Genomic DNA, 22,523 nt, shown 5'->3' on the forward strand with positions numbered 1-22,523 from the left:
GATGGCCCCCGAGTCGGCACTCCTCTGGTCGAAGAGCAGCTACAGCGGCGCCGAAGGCGGGCAGTGTGTTGAGGTGGCTGAGTCACCTGGTGCGGTGCATGTACGTGACTCGAAGCAGCTCGACGGTCCCTTGCTAACCGTTGGAACTCGTGCGTGGGCAGGTTTCCTGAGGCTGGCCACCAACTGAGTTACCCATGCCAAGGGCCCCTCACGCTGGCACAGTATGCGGGGCCCTTGGCATGTAGGGGAACCTACTCGTCCACGTTCTCCTCGCGGCGGATCATCCGCCACGCCGCCCGGCGTGCGCTGCGGTCCAGGCTGGACCGGAAGCTCTTGTCGGGGCCGAAGTACTGACGCCCTATGCCGGCGGTCGTCTCGATGTGGTCAGCCATGTTGTCGGCGAAGGCCCTGTCCCAGACCTTGCCGAAGTTGGCTTCGTCGTTGACGACCGCCGCTGCCCGGACCTTCGGGTCCTCCTTGGTCTTGTTGAACGGCTTCCGGACGTCTTCCTCGGTGAAGTCCGTGCCGAATTTGGCGTTGAACGCCTCGATCAGCTCCGACAGCAGCGACTTCTCCGCCTCTGCCGCGCCGCCCGTGCCGTCACCGAAGCCGGGGAGCTGGGCGGAGCCCTCGGGGGAGAGGGAGACGTCGTACTCGCCCGTCTTCTCCACCCGCAGGTGACTGAGGTCGATCTCCCCTATGTCCACGCCACCGTCCGCGCGGCGCGGGAGCCGGTTGAGGAGGTAGCGGCCGTAGAGGTGGAGGCGTTCCAACTCGGCGTCGCGGTACGGGACGATCTGGGCGAGGAAGCCGTACTTGCGTACGTAGTCGTTGAGGTCCGCGCGGAAGTCCTCCGCCGTTTCCACGTCGTCCTCGTCCTCGCTCTCCATGAGCGGGGTGAAGCGGGCGACGGCGGGGGAGAGGAGCCGGTACAGCTCCGCGTGCAGCTTCTCCCACTTGGCCTGCGAGCCGGCCGCCTTCTCCTTCGCCGCGAAGTACGCCGCGGCGAACTCGTCCATCTCCGACTCCGAGATGATCGGCGCCGACATGACCCGGCTCTGCGCGGTGTAGAGCAGGTTCGGGTCGGACGGGAGAGTGTTGGCCTCCTCGAAGTACGGGCGGAACGCGTCCCGGATGTCCTCGGCGTCGTTCGTGAAGTCCAGGACCGCGAGGTCCGCCTGGGTCTTGCGGTCGGCGGTGCGGTTGAGCCGGGAGAGGGTCTGCACGGCGGAGATTCCGGTCAGCTTCTTGTTGACGTACATGGTCGTCAGCAGCGGCTGGTCGAAGCCAGTCTGGTACTTCTCCGCGACCACCAGGATCTTGTACTCCTGCTGGCCCCGGCCGCCCGCGCCGACCGCCTTGTCGTCGGCGCGGGTGTACGCGAACGCCTTCGGCAGCGCGCTCTCCGCGATCCCGCCGTTCTCCTTCGGCTCGGTCGTCTCCTCGTCGTCGATCGTGAGCGAGCCGGAGAACGCTACCAGGACACCCAGGTCCGGGTACTTGGTGTCGTACTCCCGATCCTTGATGTAGCTCTTGATCGCCCGCGCCATCTCCACGGCCGACTGCCGCGCACCCGTCACCACCATCGACTTGGCCCGCCCACCGAGCCGGCCGCGGGAGTGCGTCAGGAAGTGTTCGACGATCACCTGGGCGTGCTGGGAGACGGTGTACTCGTGGGTGAGCGCGTACCGGGCGAGCAGGCTGTTGGCCTTGGAGGGGTCCACCTCACGCTCGTCCGGGTTCTGGTTCACCAGCTTCCAGTACGTGTTGTACGTGACGTAGTTCCGCAGCGGATCGAGGATGAACCCTTCCTCGATGGCCTGGCGCATGGAGTACGTGTGGAAAGGGCGGTAGGCCGCCTCGCCGTTCACGATGTCTTCCGTGCCGAAGAGTTCGAGCGTCTTCGCCTTCGGGGTGGCGGTGAACGCGAAGTAGGAGAGGTTCGCGGCCTGTGAGCGCTCCGCGGCCTTCTTCTTCAGCTTCTCGTAGACGGTGACGGCGCTCGCGCCCTGTTCCTCCGAGTCGGCGTCCAGGCCGAGGTCACGCAGCGCTGCCTTCACGGCGGTGGAGGCGTCGCCGGACTGGGAGGAGTGGGCCTCGTCGATGACGATGGCGAAGCTCGTGCCCTTGATCTCCGTCGGGTTGCGCTCGATGTAGTCGATGAGCGCGGGGAACGAGTGAAGAGTGACGGTCACGATCTTGCCCGTGTCCCGGGACAGTGCGCGGGCGAGCTGTTCGCTCTTCGAGCCGTGCTTCTCGTCCACCTTCACGACCAGGCCCTCGGTCTGCGAGAAGCTGCCGACCGTCTCCCGGAGCTGGGCGTCGAGGTTACGGCGGTCCGTGATGACGATGACCTTGTCGAAGACCGGCGCACCAGGCTTGATTCGGCCCGCGGACAGCGCATCCGGGTCGAGCGTGCGGGGGTCGGTGTCCGCGTGGAGGTCGCTCAGGCGGTGGGCGAGCCAACCGATGGTGTTCGACTTACCGGAGCCGGCGGAGGCCATGACGAGGTAGTTCTGACCCACGCCGAACGTCGCGGCGTGGGTGGTGAGCTTCTTGACCACGTCCCACTGGTGGAAGCGCGGAAAGATCGTCGACTTGGTGGTACCGCCACCGGGGGTCTTGGTCTTCTGCTGGTGCACGTACCGCTGGAGCAGGTCCAGCCAGTTGTCCCGTGCCCAGACCTGCTCCCACAGGTAGGAGGTGGCGTACGTGCCGTACGCGGTGGGGGCCGGGTTTCCGGCGCCGCCAGGCAGGCCGGCGCCGTTGGAGCCGGTGTTGAAGGGCAAGAAGCGGGTGTTCTTGCCCCGGAGTTGGGTGGCGACGAAGACCAGGTCCGGGTCGACTGCGAAGTTGGCGATGACCCGGCGGGTGAAGATCAGCTCGGTGGGGTCGCGGTCGGTGCGGTACTGCTCCTTGGCGTGCTCGACGCCCTGCCGGGTGAGCGGGTTCTTCAACTCGGCGGTGGCGACGGGAATGCCATTCAGGAACAGCGTCAGATCGAGCTTGTTGCCCCAGTCGGCCTGCTTGGTGGCGTAGACGAGCTCGCGTACGACGGCGAGGCGGTTGGCGCGGTAGCCGTCAAGGACGGAGTCGTCGGCGACGAGGTTCGGCTTGAAGTAAGCCACGCGGAGCCGGACGCCCCGGTCCTTGACGCCGTTACGGAGGACGTTGAGTAGGCCCTCATCGCTGATGGCCTTGTCCAGGCGCTGGGCGAAGCCGCGCTGGGCGCCCTTGACGTCGTTGCCGTAGACGGCGACGAGTTCAGCCCACTCGCGGGCCTGGCTCGCGTCGAGGAAGTCGAACAGCTCGTTGGTGTCCAGGCCGAGGTCGGCCTCGTAGTCTGTGGGACTGACCTCGCGCCATCCGCGCTCGGTCATGGCGGCGACGATGGCGTCGCCGAAGGCGGACTCGTGGTGGATTGGGCTCATGCCGAAACTCCGTCCGTTGCGTTGCGGCCGCTGGCGGTGGAGACATCGAACTGGCCGGTCACGGCGGCGGTGATGAGGGCTTGGCGCCGCTCGGCGAGGAGCGTGAGTTGCGAGTGGAGGGCTCGAACCAACTCCTCCTGGTGGTGTGAGTTGGAATCAAGACACTTCACTAGGCGATCTTGAACATTCTGCTCCGGGAAAGGGAACCTGTATCCGCGCAACTGTTCACCGGTGAGGTGGGAGATCGTGGCGTTGTTCCCCTCGATGGCGAAGACATTCTGAGCGGTAGCTGCACGCAAGCAATAGAAGAGCCAGCGCGGCGACGTGTATCCTCTGGCTCGAATTCGATGAAGGGCCTTCTGGTAGTAGATCTTGTCCATTCGGCCGTCCCAGATGGCCGCTCGACCGGGTTCCCCGCCCTCGCATACCAGCAGATCGCCGGGGTGCACGGCGTACCGATGGTGTTCCTCGGGTGGGAAACTCATTTCTAGTAGATCATCGGTTGTGATGCGATCCCACTGCACATTTGTGTTTCTTAGGTAGGGGGCCAGATGCGTTCCTCTGGCTCTCTCAGGGTTAAGCATCTTGCCGAGAAGTACTTCGAATTGGTAGCTGACAGGCATGATTGACCAGTCTGCTGGGATGTTGCCAAGCCAGTTAATGCCGCTCGGCTTACGTAGACCTGGCTCCGTCTGGCCTCGCACGGTGTTGAGAATCAGGCTGTTCGTGCGTTCCCGGAGGACGACCAACTGGCGATTTCTCGCGTGGCTCAGAGAGTCGATGCGGCCGGTCTCGGCGTCGAGGAAGTCGGCAATGCGGCGCTGCTCGTCCAGCGGGGGCAGCGGGATTCTCAACTGCTCGATGTCCGGCATGTAGATGGTTTTGTGGGTTGACCCTGTGGCGATACGCCGGAGGTCCGGGGCCATTCCGCGCAGAGCGTGGAGCAGGTAGCGGGGCTCCAGTCGTGGCCCGCACATCCAGGTTGCGAAATCTTGGCTTGTGGCCATTTCGGTTCCCATGATGGCCGAGAATCCCACCGATGCTGTGCGGGAAAGAATCACGGTTCCGGGAGGATGCAGAACAGCCGACGAGTTTGCCAGACCCAGCGGGCTGATCTTTTCCTTGGTTTTCGTGATGACGTTCCTCTGACCGCTTCGCAACTGCCAGACATCAGCCAAGGTGATCCACGGTGCGGTGCAGTCAGTCCAATACTCCGGCTTGCTTCGGCTAGGGGTATGTCCAGATCCAAGGCGGGCAACCAGTCGGATGGGAACTGTTGGCCATCTCGACTCAGTGAGCCACGGGGCGATGCGACTTCCACTCATTCCGTAACCTCCCCCAGCAGCCCCTGAATCTCCGCCTCAAGCGCCTTCAGCTCCGCATCGATCTCCGCCAACGGCCGCGGCGGCTCGTACACGTAGAAGTGCCGCGTGAACGGGATCTCGTACCCCACCTTCGTCTTCGTGTGGTCGATCCACGCGTCCGGCACGTGTGGGTGCACCTCCCGCGTCAGGTACGCCTCGACGTCCTCGCCCAGCGGCACGTTCTCGTAGTCCCGCAGCTCGCTGTCCGGCTCCGGCTCGCCGCCCTTGAGGAGCTGCTTCTCGCCCTCCGGGTCCCGGACCCCCACCGTGTCCCGCAGCGCTTTCGTGAACGGCGCGCCCGTCGGCCCCTGCACGCCGGCCTCCGCCATGGCGTTCCGCACCGCGACCTGCGCTTCGGACTTGGTGGCCCACTCGCTGCCCAGCAGCGGACTCAGCGCGTCCCCCAGCACCTGTGCCTCGGCGTCGGCCAGCTTCTGGAACTGGGCCTGCTCCTCGTCCGTCAGCTTCCGGCGCGCCTTCGCTTTCGCCGCCAGCTCCGGCTCGCGCGGCAGGAAGCGCTCCTCCGCCCACTTCTGCACCGGCTTCGACGCGAGCAGCGCCGCCAGCGTCTCCTCCGTCAGCTCGAAGCGCAGCTTCAACGGCCGCTCCACCGTGATCCGCTGGTAGCCGAACGCCGTGTTGTCGAAGACCTTCACCTTGGCGTGCAGCGGGTGCTCCGGGTTCGCCGCGGCCGCCACAGCCTCCCCGTACAGGCGGGTGATGTCGCCGATGTGGTTCGGCTTGCCGCCCGTGCCGTCGCCCAGTTCCTTGCGCTTGTCGCCCAGCGACTTTCGCATCTTCACCCACTGGTCGCGCGCGTCCAGCAGCACGACCTTGCCCTTGTGCTGGGCGTCCTTGCGGTTCGTCAGGATCCAGAAGTAGGTGGAGATGCCCGTGTTGTAGAAGAGCTGGTCCGGCAGGGCGACGATCGCCTCCAGCCAGTCGTTCTCCAGGATCCAGCGGCGGATCTCCGACTCACCTGAGCCGGCCGCACCCGTGAAGAGGGGGGAGCCGTTGAAGACGATCGCGACGCGCGAGCCGCCCCCGCCGTTCACGTCCACCGGCTTCATCTTCGAGATCATGTGCTGGAGGAAGAGCAGCGAGCCGTCGTTGATGCGGGGCAGGCCCGCGCCGAAGCGGCCGGAGTCGCCGAGGTTGTTGTGCTCGAACTCGACGGCCTCCTTGACCTTCTTCCACTCCACGCCGAACGGCGGGTTGGCCAGCAGGTAGTCGAACGTCTCCCGCGCGTGGCCGTCGTCCGAGAAGGAGTTGCCGAAGGCGATGTTCTCCGGGTTCTGCTCCTTGATCATCAGGTCGGACCGGCAGATCGCCCAGGACTCCGGGTTGAGCTCCTGGCCGTAGACCTCCACCGTGGCGTCGTCGTTGTACGACTTGATGTGGTCTTCGGCCGCGCTGAGCATGCCGCCCGTGCCGCAGGCCGGGTCCATGACCGTGCGTACGACACCAGGAACGCTGAGCGCGTCGCCGTCCGGGGCGATCAGCAGGTTGACCATCAGCTTGATGACTTCGCGCGGGGTGAAGTGCTCACCCGCGGTCTCGTTGGACTGCTCGGAGAAGCGCCGGATCAGCTCCTCGAAGATGTAGCCCATGTTGTGGTTGGGCACGACCTCCGGGCGCAGGTCCAGGTCCGTGAACTTGCCGATCACCTGGTAGAGCAGGTCCGCGCTGTCCAGCTTGCGGATCTGCTGGGCGAACTCGTACTTCTCCATGACCTCACGCGCGTTGGGGGAGAAGCCCCCGACGTACACCTGGAGGTTCGCCGCCGCGTTGCTCGCGTCGCCGGCGATCTTCCGCAGGGTCAGGCTGCTCGTGTTGTAGAACGAGTGGCCCGACGCCCGGCGCAGGAAGTGGTCCGTGTCGATCTCCTGCCCCTCGAAACGGGCGGCCGTCTCCGCGACCTTCTCCCGCGTCGGCTCCAGGACGCATTCGAGGCGGCGCAGCACCAGGAACGGAAGGATGACCTTTCCGTAGTCGGACTGCTTGTAATCGCCGCGCAGAAGGTCGGCGACGGACCAGGCGTGGTTCGCCAGCTCCGTGTGCTTGCTGCTGTTCAAGGGATTCCCCGGTTTCCTTTCGGACCCCCCGCTCTCCGGTCTACCGGAGCGGGTACTGACAAGTGTGGTGGTTGCGTGAAGGCCGTAGTGCCGGTTCAGGCCGATTCCGCGGAGGCCCCGCTGCCGGCCGTCGCCGGGGCCGACGGGACCAGCCCGCCCCCCGTCAGCCCGCCGACCAGCAGCCGGGCCGTCTCCTCGGCCAGCTCCATAGCGCGCGCGGCCTCGGTTCTCAGCGCGTGGACGCGGCGGAACGCCTCGCCGTAGCGTCTCTGCTCCTCCAGCGGCAGCAGCGGGACGCGCAGTCGGCCCGGACTGACGTGTAGCACCGTGCTGCCCGTCGACGCGCTCGCGATGTTCTCCTCCGCACCCAGGAAACCGGCCAGGAACCACGGGTCGAGCCTTGCCGGATCCGGCCGGAACAGGTGGACCTGGTGGCCGAGCAGTGCCCCGGAATCCGCGTCGTCCGCCACTCGGGCCATCGCGCCGCCGCCCCCCGCGACCGCGCGTACGAGCACGTCGCCCGCCGCGATCACCGGCGCCCCGTCCGCCCGCAGCCCGCTCGGGTCACCCGACGGGGCCGTACCGCGCGCGATGTCCAGGCCGGTGAGTACGGCAGCCACCGATGCCGCACCGGCGGAGCCCTTGGAGTCCGGCGCCGTGCGCAGCAGCGTGAGCGCGCCGCCCCGGGACAGGTCTGACGCCGTGGCCGTGCGCCATACGCGCGGGGCGGGGCCGGACGCGCTCCAGTCGTCGTAACCGGCCGCCTCGCCCAGTGACTTGGCACCGGCGACGAGCCGTCGGCGTACTTCGTCCGCCTCCCTGGCCAGTTCCGCCGGGGCGACGTCCGTGCGCGAGGCGCGTACATGGCGGGCGGGGGAGAGGTCCACGACGTCGTCCAGGAGGTCGACCACCGGGACCGCGCGGGCGGTGCCCGGTTCGTCGGCGTACGAGTCCGGGTCCTTCGCGAAGGCCGACCATTGGGTGAGCGCCGTCTCGGTGAGAGTTGTCCAGTTCAGCGGGGTGCGGCCGGTGCGCGTGCCGGAGGCGGTGCCGCCCGTGCGTGTGCCCGTACCCGTACCCGTGCCGGTCGTCGTGTCGGTGCCGGCTCCCGCCGCCTCCGACGTGTCGACGAACAGGACCGACGTGTGCGCGGGGCCGGCCGGTTCGGGGCGCCGCAGTATCCAGACCTGGAGCCCCACATGGAACGGCGCTGCCGCGCCCGGAGGCAGGGCCACCACCGCGCGCAGGGCGCCGCTGCGGACCAGCTCCATGCGGACCCGGCGGCCCGAGGCGCGGGAGGCGGTGGCCGGGGGGAGGAGCAGGACGGCGTGGCCGCCCGGCACCAGGTGGGAGAGGGCGTGCTGGACCCAGGCGAGCTCGGACTCGGCGCGCGGCGGTACGCCGTACGCCCAGCGGGCGTCGTACGCCAGCTCGTCGTGGCCCCAGTCGCGGTCGCCGTACGGCGGGTTGCACAGCACGGCGTCGACGGTGACCCCGCCGAACGCGTCCGCGCGCAGACTGTCTCCCGCACGCACCGTGATGTCCGCGCCCGGGGCGGCCAGCAGCAGGCTCACCGCGCTGCGCTGCGCCTGCACGGGCACGCGGTCCTGGCCGTACAGCACCGTCGCGCCCCGCCGGGCGGCGGCCGAGAGCAGAGAGCCGCTGCCGCACGCCGGGTCCATGATCCGCTCGTAGGGTCCGGGCACCAGACGGGCGACGAGATCGGCCAGCTGCACCGGGGTGCGATAGGTGCCGCTCGCGGCACTGTCCTCCAGCTCGCGCTCCGCCAGCACGGACAGCGCAGCCTCGCCGCTCGTGTCGTCCTGTACGCAGCGCAGCAGCGCCCGCAGGACATCGACGTCATGCGCCGCGAAGTGGACCGCCTCCGCGCCGGGGACCAGCTCCGCGAGGTCGGCCACCGCCCTGTCGGCGCGGGCGACGAGCTCGGCGTCGGACAGCCCGGCCAGCGCGGTGCGCTCCTCGGGAGTGCGCCGGGCCGTGGCCAGTGCCAGGGGGAGCAGGGCGCCGGTCATGCCGCCACCCCCGGGGTGCAGTCGCAGCGCGGTGCGCAGCTCCTCCGCAGGGTCGGCCGCCGAGGCGTGACCCCGGGCGCCGAGCCACTTCTGCACGTCCACCAGGTCGTACAGCGGGCTGGAATCGGTGCCCCCGGACGGCGCGGGGAAGTCGTCGTGCCGACGGCGCCAGTTGCTGACGGTGGCGCGCGTGACTCCGGCGATGCGTGAGATCTCGGCGGCGGTCACCTGGGCTGGTGGCTGGGGCATGGCGGGAGTCCTGGGCCTCTCGGTAGCTGACAGCTCACAACTTACACGGTCGGTCAAACGCGTCAAGCTGTTTGACAATGCTTTCACGGCGATGCTTCTCTGGTGTTGCTTCCAAGTGAGGTGCTCGGCCCGAGGGGGGTCCGAGGAACTCGCCGATCCCGTGGGGGAATCGCCATGCGCATCACCATGCCGACCGCTGTCGTCGAAGGCACCCAGCTCACCGTCATGCCGTTCCGGGCGGACGCCGTGATCGGGACCATGTCCGTCCCGACGCTCGTCCAGCTCGTTCCCTCGCCCCGTCGCGAGGAGGACACGAAGACGCTCAAGGCCGCCTCCGGCGCCGTGCGTCGTCACGCCGAACTGCGGTCGCTCGTGCAGAGGGCACTGAAGTCCACGCAGAAGGGGAAGAACGTCGGCTCGTACGCCGAGTACATCGCCGACGGCGTCAAGGGGGAGCTGGGCGCCGGCTGGTCCACGCCGCCGATCACCTTCTGGCACGCCGGACCGCTCGCCGCGCTCAGCGACGAACTGCTGCCCGGCACCGGACTGCGCACCCTGACCATCACGCCCGGCACCTCGGTCGTCGCCATCGACGGCGAGACTCAGACGACCGCCTGGCACGAGCTGTACGACGACCCGGAGCACTTCGGGCTCACCTATGCCGAACTCGCGACGATCCGCGTGCCGTTCGAGCTGTACGTCGACCTGAGCGTCGCCGACGCGCGGCAGATCTTCTACGACCGCAACGTCCAGGGCGTGGCCGTCGCGAAGAACCTGGCCATGTCCATGGACCAGCGGGACTTCGCCACCCGCCTGGCGCACCGCGTCGCCGACGCCGTCAAGGTGGACGTGGACGGCAAGCTCGTGCCGTTCACGAAGCTCGTCAACGCCAGCAAGCGCCAGGTCGGCAAGAGCGACCCCGAGGTCATCACCCTCTCCGCGCTGCGGGCCCTGGTCATCACGGCTGTCTACGGCCGCAACGGCCTGTCCCGGTCCGCGGAGACCGTCCAGGAGGACGAGCTGCCCGCCGGTACCGACGCCGCTCAGGTCGAGGGATGCGTCGTACCGCAGCTCGCCCGGCTCATCGCCGAGCACAGCGCCTACTTCGTCTCGCGCAGCGCCCTCACCGCGCCCGCCGTGCTCGCCGGGCTCGGGATCGCCGTCCACCACACGACGCCGTGGGCCGACCCGGCGAACGCGCTGAGCACCGAAGCTCTGCAGCGGCTCCTCGCCGACATCCGGTGGGAGCGGGAGGCGCGCTACTGGGACGGTGTGGCCGCGAAGGCCGGGGCGACCGGGCGGCTCAACTTCAGCGGCGGTGTGAAGGATTCCGGCGGCCGTGTCGCCGACGCGATGCTCTACCCGGGCACGGAGGCGGGACGGCGCATCCGGGGCCAGTGACGGCTCTCTTGGCTTCCCCGGCGCGATCAAGTCGGCGAAAGAGCCCACGCGGTGAGTCATCACACCGCTGGGCTAAGCCGCCGGCCGTCACAGACCGCCGCCAGGATTTGAGGAAACAGGACCGGACGGACGGAACCAGGCATGGGCTACAAGAGTGAAGACGAGATCAAGCAGGCGCTCGGGATCGAGTCCTGGAGGAACCTCTCCAAGGACAAGGTGATCAGGCTCGCGGCCATGATGCCTGACATGGGAACTGAGGTGGCTCTCAAAGTCGTTGAGCAGTTCCCGGCGTTCAGAGATCTCGCCGGGGATGCTGTGGACGCGATGAAGAACGCGCACGAGTCCACGCTCTCGGCCAACAAGGAGAGCCAGGAGTATGTCTACCTGGCCCTCCAGGACGTCAGAGAAACTCTCAAGGGTGAGCTCGACAAGGACGGCCTGAGTTGGGAGAACAGGCACTACCTCATCGAGGGAATGCGGGAGAACGGGCGGCAGGTGTGCCAGAAGGACAGCGAGAACAAGAAGATCTTGAATGGGCAGCTCAAGAAGGTGCTACTCGGCACCGGTGCTGTAGTCGCCCTGGGAGTGGCGTTTGTGGGTGGCAAGGTGATGGCCGAGAGCAAGGACAGCCCCGAGAGCCCCCTGGAAGCCTGATCTCGATTCTTCACGCTGGGCGCGGTGGTGTGGTCTCCACAAGCTCGGATGCGGTGATGCTCCCGGCGCCCGGAGACGAGTGCCGAGCTCTACGGCAGCAAGGGCCGCCCCTCACGCGCGGCCGTGAAGTGCTCGGGCCGGAGCGCGTCCTCACCGTACTTCTCGGTGAACGCCCTCACGCGCCCCAGCGGGGAGGACGGGTCCGGCGGTTCCTCGCTCATGGTGACGCCGAGGACGATCTCGGCGAAGGCGACGCCTACCTGCTGTGGGTTGTTCAGGTCCATGGGCGAACTGTAGGACGAAGGTCTGACACGGTAACTCCTCGCCCTTGAACCCCGGCCTGGGCCACGCAGACACAGGGGCCTGTTCCGCCTGCCACGCGTGGGGCAACGCACCGACCCCTCTTCGGGATACTTCCAGGTCGATCACCAAGGCCTTCTCGGCCTTCCGCAAGGCTTCGTGCCCGTGTTCGCTCACCTGGTGATCGTCGCAGGGTGGCAGGCACCAAGGGTCGTGACATCGTCCTGTGCTACGGGCACGAGTAGCCGCCCGCCCCGGGCAAGCACGACGACGTGGCCGCTCAGCGCTGATTCATCACCGCGCCGCACGGTTCCGCCACTGCCCTGGGTTCCGGTTTCGTACAATGTGTCAGAGCCCATAGGGGCCGAGAGCTTCCCCCCGCCGCGATTCCGCGTTGCCTCTCACCTGTCGTCGCGTATCTCCGCACGCCGTATGAAGAGAGCAAGCCCCGATGGCCTCAGCCAGAGACGAAGAGGACAACCGCAAGGTCCAGACGGCTGTGTTCGGAGGCCCGGACGGGCACCGTCCGGCCTTTCTCCCGTTCGAGAAGCAACCCGCCGACCGGCTGCGCCAGGTGCATGGTGCGAACGCCTTCACCTGTGGTGTCCTGCTCGGTGGCTGCGGGAAGTTGCTGACCTTGCGTGCCTGCGACGACAAGAAGTCGCACTTCGCCCATCGCCCACCTGTGCTCTGCAGTCGAACCTCCTTGGGCGAGAGCAGCGCCGACCATCTGTACATCGGCGAGGCCCTGCTCAAGTGGCTGTCCACACAGGGCCGTCCGAATGCCGCAGTGTCCTACGTCAAGCAGAGCCATGCACGCAGTGATGCGATCGAGATCCGCTTCGGTTCCAAGAAGGAGCGTCGACTCCTCCACGTACAGATGTCCCGTCGCTCCTTCAAGGACTGGTCGGCGGACGGCGAACGAATCGCCGCCGGGCCGGGCAGAACACCGTCCATCCGTATGTACGGTCCGGACAGCCAGCTCTCCCCGTTCGAGGTGAGTGCCGCTGGATACGCGTTGCGATTCCGGTGCGAGACCGAACACGGCACGCGCGTGGTGTTCGTCGGCACACAGTCGCCGGAGCACAGGGTCGAGTGGACGACCCTTGACCGATGCCGGCTCACCGACGGCGGAATCCTCACCCCCTGGCTGGAGCGGACTGCGGAGGGGATTCGCTTCCGGACGGCCACCCAGGCGCCGGGTACGAGCGAGCCACGGCGGCCGGTCGCCGCCCCGGAACCGAAGGCTCCCGCAGACGTTCCCGCCCTTGCCCTGGTCCCCGGTCTGGTCGCGTTCACGGGTGCCTGTCTCTCCTCCGAGGTGGCGCCCGGCCGCCACTTGTACGACGCGGACGCGCAACCGTGCGGATCAGCGGGCTTCCGCGCGCGGATATCCCTGCCCGACGCGATGGGCATCCCCGAGTCCCACCGCGTGTACGTGCTGACCGCCGGGGCCGCGATCGTGGGACCCCCACCAGGGGCGGGCTCGGACGCACCCTGGAGTCTGCGTGCCGAGAGCATCGTGCGCCTCACTCCGGCCAAGGCTGCGGAATGGGAAATGCTCAGGACGTCGCCCGCGCCCGAGGTGAAGGTGGTGCCGGCCCCGCTACCGGGTCCCGTGCCTGCCACGCCGGCGACCGGGGGTTCGCCTCCGGAAGCGACGCCCGAGCCGGAACCGACACCGGAGGCGGCAACCGCGTTCCGGGGGCCGACCGGTGACGTACGAGACAAGCCGACGGACGACGTCCTGGCAGGGAAGATGGCCCGCGCTCTGGTGGATACCGCCCGCGCCGGGACCACCGTCACCTGGCGCGAACTGCTCCGTACGGTCGGAGTGCGCCCGGAGGACGTCAGTGTCGAGCGTCAGCTCAGGCTCCTTGCCGCCGTCGACGCTCCGCAGGTGAGAGGCAGTAAGCCATTTCTGTCCAGTCTGGTGACCTTCTCTGCCGGTGCCCAGCCGGTGGGGACGCCTCCCGCGTTCTTCCGGCGGGTGCTGCTGGCCCTGGGGTGGCCCCACTGGACAAGTGAGGTGCAGGCGGCCGAGATCTGGGCCGAGCACCGGCAGCGGCTCCACCGGGCCTTCCGGCACGATGCGCATGGCGGGCCGAGCGTGCGCAGAGTCCCGCTGGACGCGGACCCCATGGGGGATCTGGTCGCGATCCTGCGGAAACTCGACGAGGAGCCGGAGCCCTTCTCCTCCGTGGATCTCCACCGGATCCTGCAGAAGGCCGACCTGCTGGTGGTCCGGATCGGAGAGCCGTTCATTCCTGGGCCCGTGATGCAACGCCTGCGGCGTTGGCACATGGTGCTCCGCGACCTCCGGACCTTGCGGACGGACGCGGCCTCCCCGGCTCAGGCCGAGAAGGGGACGGGAGCACGGAAGCCCGACGAGCCGAGAAGGGAACGGCAGCAGAACGAGGAGCAGGCGAAGGCCGGCCATGCCGAAGCCCGCCGTGTGTTCGACGGGCTCGTCAGGACGTTCCGTGCCGCCCGGGACGCCGGCAACCTCCGGGAGGCGAAAGCCGCACGTGGTGCCATGGGCTCCGTCTACGCTCTGAGGCTTTCACCGGAGGACCGGGAAGCGGCCACCCCGCTGGTGCGAGAGTTCAAGCAGTGGGTCCGCGACCAGGAGCCGGCCCGGCATCTGGTCGATCCACCGTTGCAACGCATCCGCGAGATCATCCAGGATCTCGCGCTGCGTAGGGCGGCACTGACATCGGCCGAGCTGAAGGCGGCTCTCGACGAGACGGCACGGCTGCGGCGGCGCCTCGCCGTTCCGCTGCCCGAGGCCGAGCAGAAGCGGCTGGGCCGGTGGCGCGGCAATCTGAAGCACCGCCTGCTCGCAGAGAAGGACGCCGAGTCGCGGCCCCCGGAAGTGCCCGCGAATCCGGGTGACCACCGCCATGACACGCGACGCCTGAGCAGCGAGCGGATCGGCGGTCTGGCGGATCTCGTCCGAGTGCTCCTTCAGGATGCGGCCCGCGCGGGGACGACCCTCACCTGGGGAGACATGCGCCGACGTACCGAGGGGGCACTGCCCTACCTCCACCCGGACGACCAGGGGGAGATCTTGGTTGCCGTGGACCTCGTCACACCTGACGACGAGCCGTTGCTGTCAGCTCTGGTGTCGACCGCCGATCTGTCGCCGCACGGGCTGTACCGCCATGTCCGTCACAGCTTGGGAAGGGAGCGGGTGCCGGACGAGGCACTCGAAATGCACTGGCGGATGGACGTTTTCCGGCTCTACTCGTTGTGGCGCCACCGTTGAGACGGGTCGCGGGGACGGTTCTCGACGTACGGTCATGGCCTCCGTGGTCTGGTCGAACGTGCCGCGATGTACGCCCGCCGTCGACGGTCCGGAGCCATGTGTGCGCCGACCGCGAATGGCGTACGGCCCGCGTGTCAAGCAGCCGACCGACCGCGGATCATCACACGACCCGGGTGAGCTTCTTCGCCGTACTGCAGTGCTCGGTCCGCCCGTGCCGCCACAGTTGCACCGCCGTCAGCGTCAGGAGAGCGGCGAACACAGCGAGGAGGACGCCCGCGATCACCGTCTGCCGGCCGGCCGCCGCCGAATCGTCGTAGGAGATCAGGACGAAGGCGGACAGCAGCATCCCCGCCAAGTACACCGAGCGGACGCGCCGCAACTGCCGCACCGCACGAGGAGCTAGAGCAACACGCTTCACGAAAGCCATGTCCCCTCCGTACCCCTTCTCATGGCGATGAGACGTCGATTCCACCCGCGCACGCGTGTGCGGGTAAGTGCGGCGCGCACCGGCCCTCCCACGGCGTCGTGCGGGGACGTGGCCGGCGGATGACCGAGACCGTTGCGGGCACCAGAGGGACTGACCTGTTTCACTCGACCACCGTGAGGAGCCGGCCGTGGCCCTGGTGCAGCTCGACCTTCCCGACCCGATGGCTTTACGAGGGCGTTGGGCGGCACTCGCAGCCGTGCTGGCAGCCTCCGGGCACGGGGAGCGGTGCCGGGCTCTGTGGCCGCTCTGGCACTACGACGACGGGCACGGCAGCTGGGCCGACCTGCACCATCTCGACGAGGGACGCGCGGTGTTGCTCGGGCAGGACCGGAACGACTCCGAGACCTTCTACGCCGAGGCATCCGACTTCTACGAGGAGATGGAGACCGACCTGCTGGCCGGTGCGCCCGAATGGTGGGAGCCACCCGTCCGCAGGGTCCGGGACGCGGAGCTCTTCCTCGGCTTCGTGTACGGCTTCGACGGCGGAACATGGCACCGCGCGGAGTACGACCTCGACGACGGATTCACGAGCGTGGGGCTGCCCGTGCTCGCCACAGCCCTGACGAGGGGGAAGATCCTCGCCACCGTCCAGCGTATGCCCGACTCCGAGGGGGGCCGGCCCGCTTACGAGGCGATCGACGCGCTGATCGCCGCCGACGGAGAGGTCGATGCCGGCCTGGTGGAGGCCGTCGCACCTTCCGCCGGCTGGGACGCGGAGGCCGGTGCGGCGGCGGCCCGTGCGTTCCTCGCGGTCTGATCGGCGGTGCGCGGCCCCGCGAACGGTGGGTCCGGCCGGGCAATGCCCGGCGTGACCGTCTCAGAAGGTCACCGTCCGTCTCAGAAGGTCACCGTCTCACCAGTCGGAAGGTCACCAGGTCAGAAGGTCACCAGGCCCGGAAGGTCGCGTCCGGCCGGTCCGCGGTGCTCACGCGCTCGACGTACAGCAGCCCGTCGCGGTGCCTCAGGTGGTGGCCGGGCGAGCTGTGGGACTCGAACGACGCCGCGGAGCGGTCAGAGAGCCCGGGCACCCGCTTCCACGTCGGGGCCATCAACGAATGGCTGTGACCACTCATGCAGCGCGCTGCATGCAGACCAGTTGCTCCCGCGCGTCCCATGACTCGGTGACGGTGAAGCCGAGTCGTTCGTACAGCGCGATGGCCCCGGTCCGCCATTCCCACACCGAGAGCCGGACGGTGTCCACGCCGTTCTCCTTGGCATGGGCGAGCGCGGCGCCGAGCAAGGCGGACGCAATCCCCCGGCCACGGAATTCAGGGTCGGTCCAGAGCCTCTTGATCTCCGACGGACCGTTGGCCGGGGAGGTCAGAACCAGGCAACCCGCAGCGGAGTCCCCCAGGAGAGCCACCAGCACGACATCACCGGCGAACGCGGTCCGAGGGTCGGTGATCTCTGCTCGATAGCGATCCGGCAACCCGTCCACCGAGGCAACCTGTTGCCCCTTCTCGACCTCGGTCCGCAGATGGTAGGCCGCCAGCAAGGCGGCCAGGCCGTCCTCGACCGGAGGAGTCCGGCCTGGCCAGCGGGCGATAGCGACCTCGCGGTGATCAGTCATGACACCAGGATCACACGACAAGGACCACGTGCCGTGCGAGCCCCGGAGGAGCACTTCGACACGCTCCATAGCTGCCTTGGTCCGAACCGTCCCACCCGCGTCACCCCTGAGGGACTTCCGGCGCGGGCCGCTCGCCCGCAACCGGCTCGGGGGTGTTCGGCCGTCCACGCGGGGGAGCCCCGCGGGTCGTCGGCCGGTCGCCGCTGTCGCGATCACTCTCCCCAAAGCTTCACCCGATCTCCCTATAGTGGTGCCGCGTTGATCGTATGGCCGCAACGCGTGAAGCTGTCTCACAGGAGTCCGTACGATGACGAGCCCCTCCTTATCCGCCGCGTCCGCCCTCGGCGGCGGCTGCCCCGCGCACCCCGCCGACGCCCCCGTGCCGCTCAGCGGGCCCGCCTTCCACACCGAACCGCAGGCCCTGTACCGGACCATGCGCCACTCCTACGGGCCCGTGGTCCCCGTCGAGCTCCCCGGCGGCTTTCCGGCCTGGCTGGTCGTCGGCTACCGCGAGCTCCACCAGGTCACCAGCGACGGTGAGTTGTTCCCCCGGGACGTCGGGCTGTGGAACCAGTGGGAGCACATACCGGACGACTGGCCGCTGCTCCCCATGGTCGGACGCCCCATGCCGTCCATCTACTTCACCGCGGGCGCGGAGCACCGGCGGCACTCCGAGCTGGTGGTCCCCGCGCTCGAGGCCGCGGACCCCTTCGAGATCCAGAGGCACTGCGAGCAACTGGCGGACCGGCTCGTCGACGGCATCTGCGCGCGGGGGACCGCGGACCTCGTGGCCGAATTCGCCGAGCCGCTGCCCGTGCTCGTCCTGGCCCGCCTCGTGGGCTTCCCCGACGCGGAGGGGGCGGACATCGCCCGGGTCCTCAAGGACCTGGCCGACGGAGGGCCCGGCGCCCAGGAGGCGTACGGCCGGTTCGGCGCGCACATGCGGCGGCTGGTGGAGGCCAAACGGGAAGCGCCCGGCGACGACGTCACCTCCCGGATGCTCGCCGACCCCGAGCCCTTCACGGACGAGGAATACGCCCTCGACCTGATGGCCATCACCGCGGCAGGTCACCTCACCACCGCCGACTGGATCAGCAACTCCCTGCGACTGATGCTCACGGAGGAACGGTTCGCCGACTCCCTCTCCGGCGGTCACCGCAGTGTCGGTGACGCGATGAACGAGGTCCTCTGGGAGGAGAGCCCCACCCAGATCCTCGCCGGCCGCTGGGCGGTCCGTGACACGCAGCTCGGCGGCAGGACCATCCGTGCCGGGGACATGCTCCTGCTCGGCCTGGGGGCGGCGAACACCGACCCGCTGATCCGCCAGGGCGAGATGTCCGGCGGGACCGGACTCCGCGCGGGCAACGGGGCGCATCTGGCGTTCAGCCACGGAGAGTACCGCTGCCCCTTCCCGGCCCAGGAGATCGCGGAGACCATCGCCCGCACCGCGATCGAGGTCATTCTCGACCGGCTGCCCGATCTCGAACTCGCCGTCCCCGCCCAGGATCTCGTCAGGCGGCCGTCCGCCTTCCTGCGCGGGATGAACGCGCTGCCCGTCCGGTTCGCACCCGTACAGACGACAGGAGACCTGCTGTGAACTGCCCGCACGCGACCGTGGTCATCGATCCCATGGTCCAGGACCTCGACGGTGAGACCGAACAGCTGCGGGCCGCCGCCCCGCTCGCGCGCATCGAACTCCTCGGGGTCCCCGCCTGGACCGTGACCAGGCATGCCGAGGCCCGCCAACTCCTGCTGGACACACGTCTGGTGAAGGACCTGAGCGCCTGGGGCCTCTGGCAGAGCGGGCAGGTCACTCACGCCTGGCCTCTGATCGGCATGATCGATGCCGGGCGCTCCATGTTCACCGTGGACGGCGAGGAGCACCGCCGGCTGCGGACGAAGACCTCCCAGGCGCTCACCCCCCGCCGGCTGGAAGCGATCCGCCCGGACATCGAGAAGTTCACCGAGCGGCTGCTGGACGCGCTCGCAGAACAGGGCGAGGACGGGGCCGTCGACCTCAAGGCCGTGTTCGCCCAGCCGCTCCCGATGAGGGTGGTCGGACTGCTGATGGGAGTGGACGAGTCCCTGCACCCCATGCTGACCCGGCAGTACAAGGCCTTCTTCTCCATGCTCACCCCGCAGGAGGAGCGGCTGGCGCTGCTGGCCGAACTCGACGTCTTCTACGCGGAACTCGTACGGGAGAAGACCGCGAACCCCACCGACGACCTCACCAGCGCGCTGATCCTCGCCGAGGAGGGCGGGGAACCGCTGACCGAGGAGGAGGTCGTCGGCAACCTCAAGGCGATGGTGGCAGCGGGGCACGAGACCACGATCGGGCTCATACTCAACGCCGTGCGCGCGCTGCTCGCCCACCCCGACCAGCTGCGCAAGGTGCTGGACGGTGAGATCTCCTGGGAGACGGTGATCGAGGAGACCCTGCGCTGGGACACACCCACCACACACCTTCTGATGCGGTTCGCCACCGAGGACATCCAGGTGGGTGACCAGGTGATAGCCAGGGGGGAGGGTGTGGTCATCTCCTACCGGGCCATCGGCCGCGACGTCACCCAGCACGGGGACGACGCCGATGCCTTCGACATCACCCGGCAGACTCCGATCCGGCACATGACCTTCGGCCACGGGCCCCACATCTGCCCCGGTGCCGCACTGTCCCGGGTCGAGGCGGGAATCGCGCTGCCCGCGCTGTTCGGACGGTTCCCCGGTCTGAGGCTCGCTGTCGCCGACGACGAGATCCGCAAGCTGCCGGTCATGACGCAGAACGACATGGAGGCCTTCCCCGTTCTGCTCCACGGCTGAGGGCCGGGAGGTCCCGGGGCGGGGGAGGAGAGCCCCCGCCCCGGATGCACTCCTTGGGCGGGTGTGTATCCCAGGCAGCTCAACTCCCGTGTAGATCAGTGCTGTTCGGTATCCCGGACGGTGTCCGGTCTTTCGGTGAAAGTGGGCGGCGCACGGCAACCGAAGCGTTGCCGGTGACGACTGCGGGATGCACTCCCCATCCCCGACCCTCAAGGAGGACCCTCGTGAGCCGCACTCTGAGGAGAACCCTCGCCGTGCTCCCCGCCGCGTTCCTGCTGGCCCTGGTGCCGGGCAGCGCGTCCGCGTACCCCAACCCGGGCGTGGTCAACGGTGACATCGTCGTCCACGACCCCAGCATGGTCCGCAGTCCGTCGGGCCAGTACCTGCTCTACTCGACCGGTGAGGGGCTCCAGCTCCGCACCTCCACCGACCGCACCGCCTTCGGCCGCTCCGGGAACGCCTTCACCACCAAGCCCAGCTGGTGGAAGAACTACTCCTCGGCATCCGATCCCTGGGCCCCCGACATCTCCTACCGCAACGGCAAGTACCTCATGTACTACGCCGTTTCGTCATTCGGCTCGAACACCTCGGCCATCGGTCTGGCGGCCTCCGCCACAGGCCAGGCCGGCAGCTGGAGCGACTACGGGATCGTCTACACGTCGAACTCGTCGAGCGACTTCAACGCCATCGACCCCAACCTGTTCGTGGACGACGACGGCAAGTGGTGGCTGTCCTTCGGCTCCTGGTGGACCGGGATCAAGATGATCCGCGTCGATCCGTCGACCGGCAAGCAGTACGCCGGGGACACCACCCGCCGTTCGCTCGCCTCACGGCCCACGGGGACCAAGGCGGTCGAGGCACCCTCCATCGTGAAGCGCAACGGCTACTACTACCTGTTCGCCTCGTACGACACCTGCTGCGCCGGCACCAGCTCGACGTACAAGATCAAGGTGGGCCGGGCGACCAGCGTCACCGGACCGTACAAGGACCGCAACGGCGTCAGCATGCTCAGCAACGGCGGTACGCCCGTCATGGAGTCGCACGGCCGCTACATCGGGCCCGGCGGCCAGTCCGTCCTGGCGGACTCCGACGGTGACCTGCTCGTCTACCACTACTACGACGGCCAGGACAACGGCACCCCGAAGCTCGGCGTCAACCTTCTGAACTGGAGCAGCGGATGGCCCGTCGCCTACTGACCCTGCTGAGCGCCCTCCTGCTGGCGCTCGCCCTGGGGCAGCCGACGCCGGCGTCGGCGGCCGAGGGGCGTCCCTTCACCAACCCGGTCAAGGCGCAGAAGGGCGCCGACCCCTGGATCTCGTACCACGACGGCAACTACTACCTGGTGTCGACGAGCTGGACCGACGTCATCACCATGCGGAAGTCGCCGACCCTGGCCGGTCTGTCCACCGCGCCCAGCGTGCAGGTGTGGCAGGGCGACGCCGCCTCGCGCTGCTGCAACATCTGGGCGCCCGAACTGCATTACTCGGGCGGCCGCTGGTACCTGTACTACGTGGCCGGCCAGAACATCACCGACTACAACCCCACGCAGCGCGTGCACGTGCTGCAGAGCGCGGGCTCCGACCCGATGGGCCCCTACACGTACAGGAACCAGCTGGGCGGCACCTGGATGCTGGACCCGAGCGTGCTCACGGTCAACGGTGCCATGTACCTGCTGGGCAGCGCGAGCGGCGGCGGCACGCAGAACCTCGTGATCGCGCCGATGTCGAACCCGTACACGCTCAGCGGCTCGTTCTCGACGATCTCCACGCCCACCTACGACTGGGAGAAGTCGGGCGGCACGGTCAACGAGGGGGCCGAGGTGCTCCAGCGGGGCGGGAAGACGTTCATCGTCTACTCCGCCAGCGGCTGCTGGACCCCCGACTACAAGCTGGGCCAGCTCACGCTGACCGGCTCCAACCCGCTCTCCGCGTCCTCCTGGACGAAGAAGTCCACCCCGGTCCTCCAGCGGAACAACGCCGCCGGGGTCTACGGCCCCGGGCACAACGGCTTCTTCAACTCGCCCGACGGCACGGAGAGCTGGATCGTCTACCACGCCAACGACGCTGCCTCCGACGGCTGCGACAACGGGCGTACGGCACGTGCGCAGAAGTTCACCTGGAACTCCGACGGCACTCCGAACCTGGGCACACCCGTCGCCCTCGGCACGACACTGCCCGGGCCCTCCGGTGAGACCGCGGCGACCCCGACGGCGTACACCGTGGTCAGCCGGGCCACCGGGAAGTGCCTGGACGTGAGCGGCGCGTCCACGGCCGACGGGGCCGACGTCCGGCAGTGGACGTGCGACGGCAGCACGAAGCAGCGATGGCGTGTCGACGACCGGGGAGACGACACGAGCAGGCTGGTGAACGTCGCGTCGGGCAAGGTGCTCGACACGGCGGACTGCTCGGCGGCCGACGGCGCCGATCTGCGTCAGTGGTCGTGGCTCGACAACACCTGTCAGCGCTTCCGCTTCGTGACCACCGAGGCCGGAGGCTGGGTGCGCATCGTCAACCAGGCCACCGGGAAGGTCGCCGACGTGGCGGACTGCTCGGCGGCGGACGGCGCCGACGTACGGCAGTGGACCTGGCTGGACAACACCTGCCAGCAGTTCAAGCTCGTGCCGGTCTCCTGAGGTCCTCCCGCCCTCGGGAAGCCACCCCGGCCTCCGGCGGCCGTGCGGGTCCTCCAAGGGCCTCCGGAAGCGGTCCGCCGGGGGCCCCGGGCCTCCGGCAGCCACTCCGGCCTCCGGCGGCCGTACGGGTCCTCCAAGGGCCTCCGGAAGCGGTCCTCCGGGGGCCCCGGGCCTCCGGCAGCCGGTGCGGGACCTCCCGAGGCGGCCGTGCCGGCTGCCGGGGCCGTCCGAGGCCGCCTCAG

The 22,523-nt window shown here is 68.6% G+C and carries 17 protein-coding genes; 9 read left to right on the top strand and 8 right to left on the bottom strand.

Translation table 11 applies throughout. The features are described from left to right. Position 1 precedes the first annotated feature (1 nt). On the top strand, positions 2-187 hold the full coding sequence (locus HED23_RS13460; protein ID WP_420803074.1) for a DUF397 domain-containing protein: 186 nt from the start codon (positions 2-4) through the stop codon (positions 185-187). Between the two features lie 64 nt (positions 188-251). Here HED23_RS13460 and HED23_RS13465 read toward each other — a convergent pair whose 3' ends face one another. The 4 genes from HED23_RS13465 to HED23_RS13480 all read right to left on the bottom strand — a co-directional run bounded on the left by HED23_RS13465 (position 252) and on the right by HED23_RS13480 (position 9,152). Next, positions 252-3,431 carry a type I restriction endonuclease subunit R gene (locus tag HED23_RS13465; protein ID WP_203183657.1) on the bottom strand — a complete coding sequence of 1,060 codons (3,180 nt, stop codon included), beginning with the start codon at positions 3,429-3,431 and terminating at the stop codon, positions 252-254. After that, positions 3,428-4,756, bottom strand: a complete 1,329-nt coding sequence (locus tag HED23_RS13470; RefSeq protein ID WP_203183658.1) for a restriction endonuclease subunit S — start codon at positions 4,754-4,756, stop codon at positions 3,428-3,430. Before HED23_RS13470 ends, HED23_RS13465 begins: the two co-directional genes overlap by 4 nt. Further along, complete coding sequence (locus HED23_RS13475; RefSeq protein ID WP_203183659.1) at positions 4,753-6,870, bottom strand: type I restriction-modification system subunit M; 2,118 nt, start codon at positions 6,868-6,870, stop codon at positions 4,753-4,755. Before HED23_RS13475 ends, HED23_RS13470 begins: the two co-directional genes overlap by 4 nt. A gap of 95 nt (positions 6,871-6,965) precedes the next feature. Next, positions 6,966-9,152: an N-6 DNA methylase gene (locus HED23_RS13480; RefSeq protein WP_203183660.1), complete on the bottom strand. Its 2,187-nt coding sequence runs from the start codon at positions 9,150-9,152 to the stop codon at positions 6,966-6,968. Positions 9,153-9,326: 174 nt separating this feature from the next. Between HED23_RS13480 and HED23_RS13485 the strand changes: the two genes are divergently transcribed. Both HED23_RS13485 and HED23_RS13490 read left to right on the top strand, forming a co-directional pair. Continuing rightward, positions 9,327-10,553 carry a DNA sulfur modification protein DndB gene (locus HED23_RS13485; RefSeq protein ID WP_203183661.1) on the top strand — a complete coding sequence of 409 codons (1,227 nt, stop codon included), beginning with the start codon at positions 9,327-9,329 and terminating at the stop codon, positions 10,551-10,553. Positions 10,554-10,694: 141 nt separating this feature from the next. After that, on the top strand, positions 10,695-11,207 hold the full coding sequence (locus HED23_RS13490; protein WP_203183662.1) for a hypothetical protein: 513 nt from the start codon (positions 10,695-10,697) through the stop codon (positions 11,205-11,207). A gap of 89 nt (positions 11,208-11,296) precedes the next feature. On the opposite strand, the gene HED23_RS13495 is transcribed toward HED23_RS13490, so the two are convergent. Further along, positions 11,297-11,491 (bottom strand): hypothetical protein, encoded by a 195-nt coding sequence (locus HED23_RS13495; RefSeq protein ID WP_203183663.1) that lies wholly within the window; start codon positions 11,489-11,491, stop codon positions 11,297-11,299. 467 nt (positions 11,492-11,958) lie between these two features. On the opposite strand from HED23_RS13495, the gene HED23_RS13500 reads away from it, so the two are divergent. Next, positions 11,959-14,775 (top strand): competence protein CoiA family protein, encoded by a 2,817-nt coding sequence (locus HED23_RS13500; protein ID WP_203183664.1) that lies wholly within the window; start codon positions 11,959-11,961, stop codon positions 14,773-14,775. Positions 14,776-14,935: 160 nt separating this feature from the next. Here the strand turns inward: HED23_RS13500 and HED23_RS13505 are convergent, their stop codons facing one another. Beyond that, positions 14,936-15,202 (bottom strand): hypothetical protein, encoded by a 267-nt coding sequence (locus tag HED23_RS13505; RefSeq protein WP_203183665.1) that lies wholly within the window; start codon positions 15,200-15,202, stop codon positions 14,936-14,938. A gap of 187 nt (positions 15,203-15,389) precedes the next feature. Here HED23_RS13505 and HED23_RS13510 point away from each other — a divergent pair, with 187 nt between their 5' ends. Next, positions 15,390-16,019, top strand: coding sequence for a proteophosphoglycan 5 (locus tag HED23_RS13510; RefSeq protein WP_203183666.1), 630 nt, complete (start codon positions 15,390-15,392; stop codon positions 16,017-16,019). Positions 16,020-16,146: 127 nt separating this feature from the next. Here the strand turns inward: HED23_RS13510 and HED23_RS13515 are convergent, their stop codons facing one another. Together HED23_RS13515 and HED23_RS13520 are read right to left on the bottom strand one after the other, a co-directional pair. After that, entirely contained in the window at positions 16,147-16,311 is a 165-nt protein-coding gene (locus HED23_RS13515) for an AbfB domain-containing protein (protein ID WP_203183667.1), read from the bottom strand. Between the two features lie 20 nt (positions 16,312-16,331). Beyond that, positions 16,332-16,832 (bottom strand): GNAT family N-acetyltransferase, encoded by a 501-nt coding sequence (locus tag HED23_RS13520; RefSeq protein WP_203183668.1) that lies wholly within the window; start codon positions 16,830-16,832, stop codon positions 16,332-16,334. A gap of 307 nt (positions 16,833-17,139) precedes the next feature. Here HED23_RS13520 and HED23_RS13525 point away from each other — a divergent pair, with 307 nt between their 5' ends. From HED23_RS13525 to HED23_RS13540, 4 genes are all read left to right on the top strand, one after another. Next, a complete protein-coding gene (locus HED23_RS13525) occupies positions 17,140-18,429 on the top strand; it encodes a cytochrome P450 (protein WP_203183669.1) in 1,290 nt (429 codons plus the stop codon). Next, positions 18,426-19,649 (top strand): cytochrome P450 family protein, encoded by a 1,224-nt coding sequence (locus tag HED23_RS13530; RefSeq protein WP_203183670.1) that lies wholly within the window; start codon positions 18,426-18,428, stop codon positions 19,647-19,649. The genes HED23_RS13525 and HED23_RS13530 overlap by 4 nt, the downstream gene beginning before the upstream one ends. Before the next feature lie 224 nt (positions 19,650-19,873). After that, entirely contained in the window at positions 19,874-20,845 is a 972-nt protein-coding gene (locus HED23_RS13535; protein ID WP_203183671.1) for an arabinan endo-1,5-alpha-L-arabinosidase, read from the top strand. Continuing rightward, the gene (locus HED23_RS13540) at positions 20,827-22,281 is read left to right on the top strand and encodes a family 43 glycosylhydrolase (RefSeq protein WP_203183672.1); all 1,455 of its coding nucleotides are present in this window, start codon (positions 20,827-20,829) and stop codon (positions 22,279-22,281) included. The genes HED23_RS13535 and HED23_RS13540 overlap by 19 nt, the downstream gene beginning before the upstream one ends. The last annotated feature ends 242 nt before the right edge of the window (positions 22,282-22,523 follow it).

The organism is Streptomyces pratensis (assembly GCF_016804005.1).
GTDB lineage: Bacteria > Actinomycetota > Actinomycetes > Streptomycetales > Streptomycetaceae > Streptomyces > Streptomyces pratensis_A.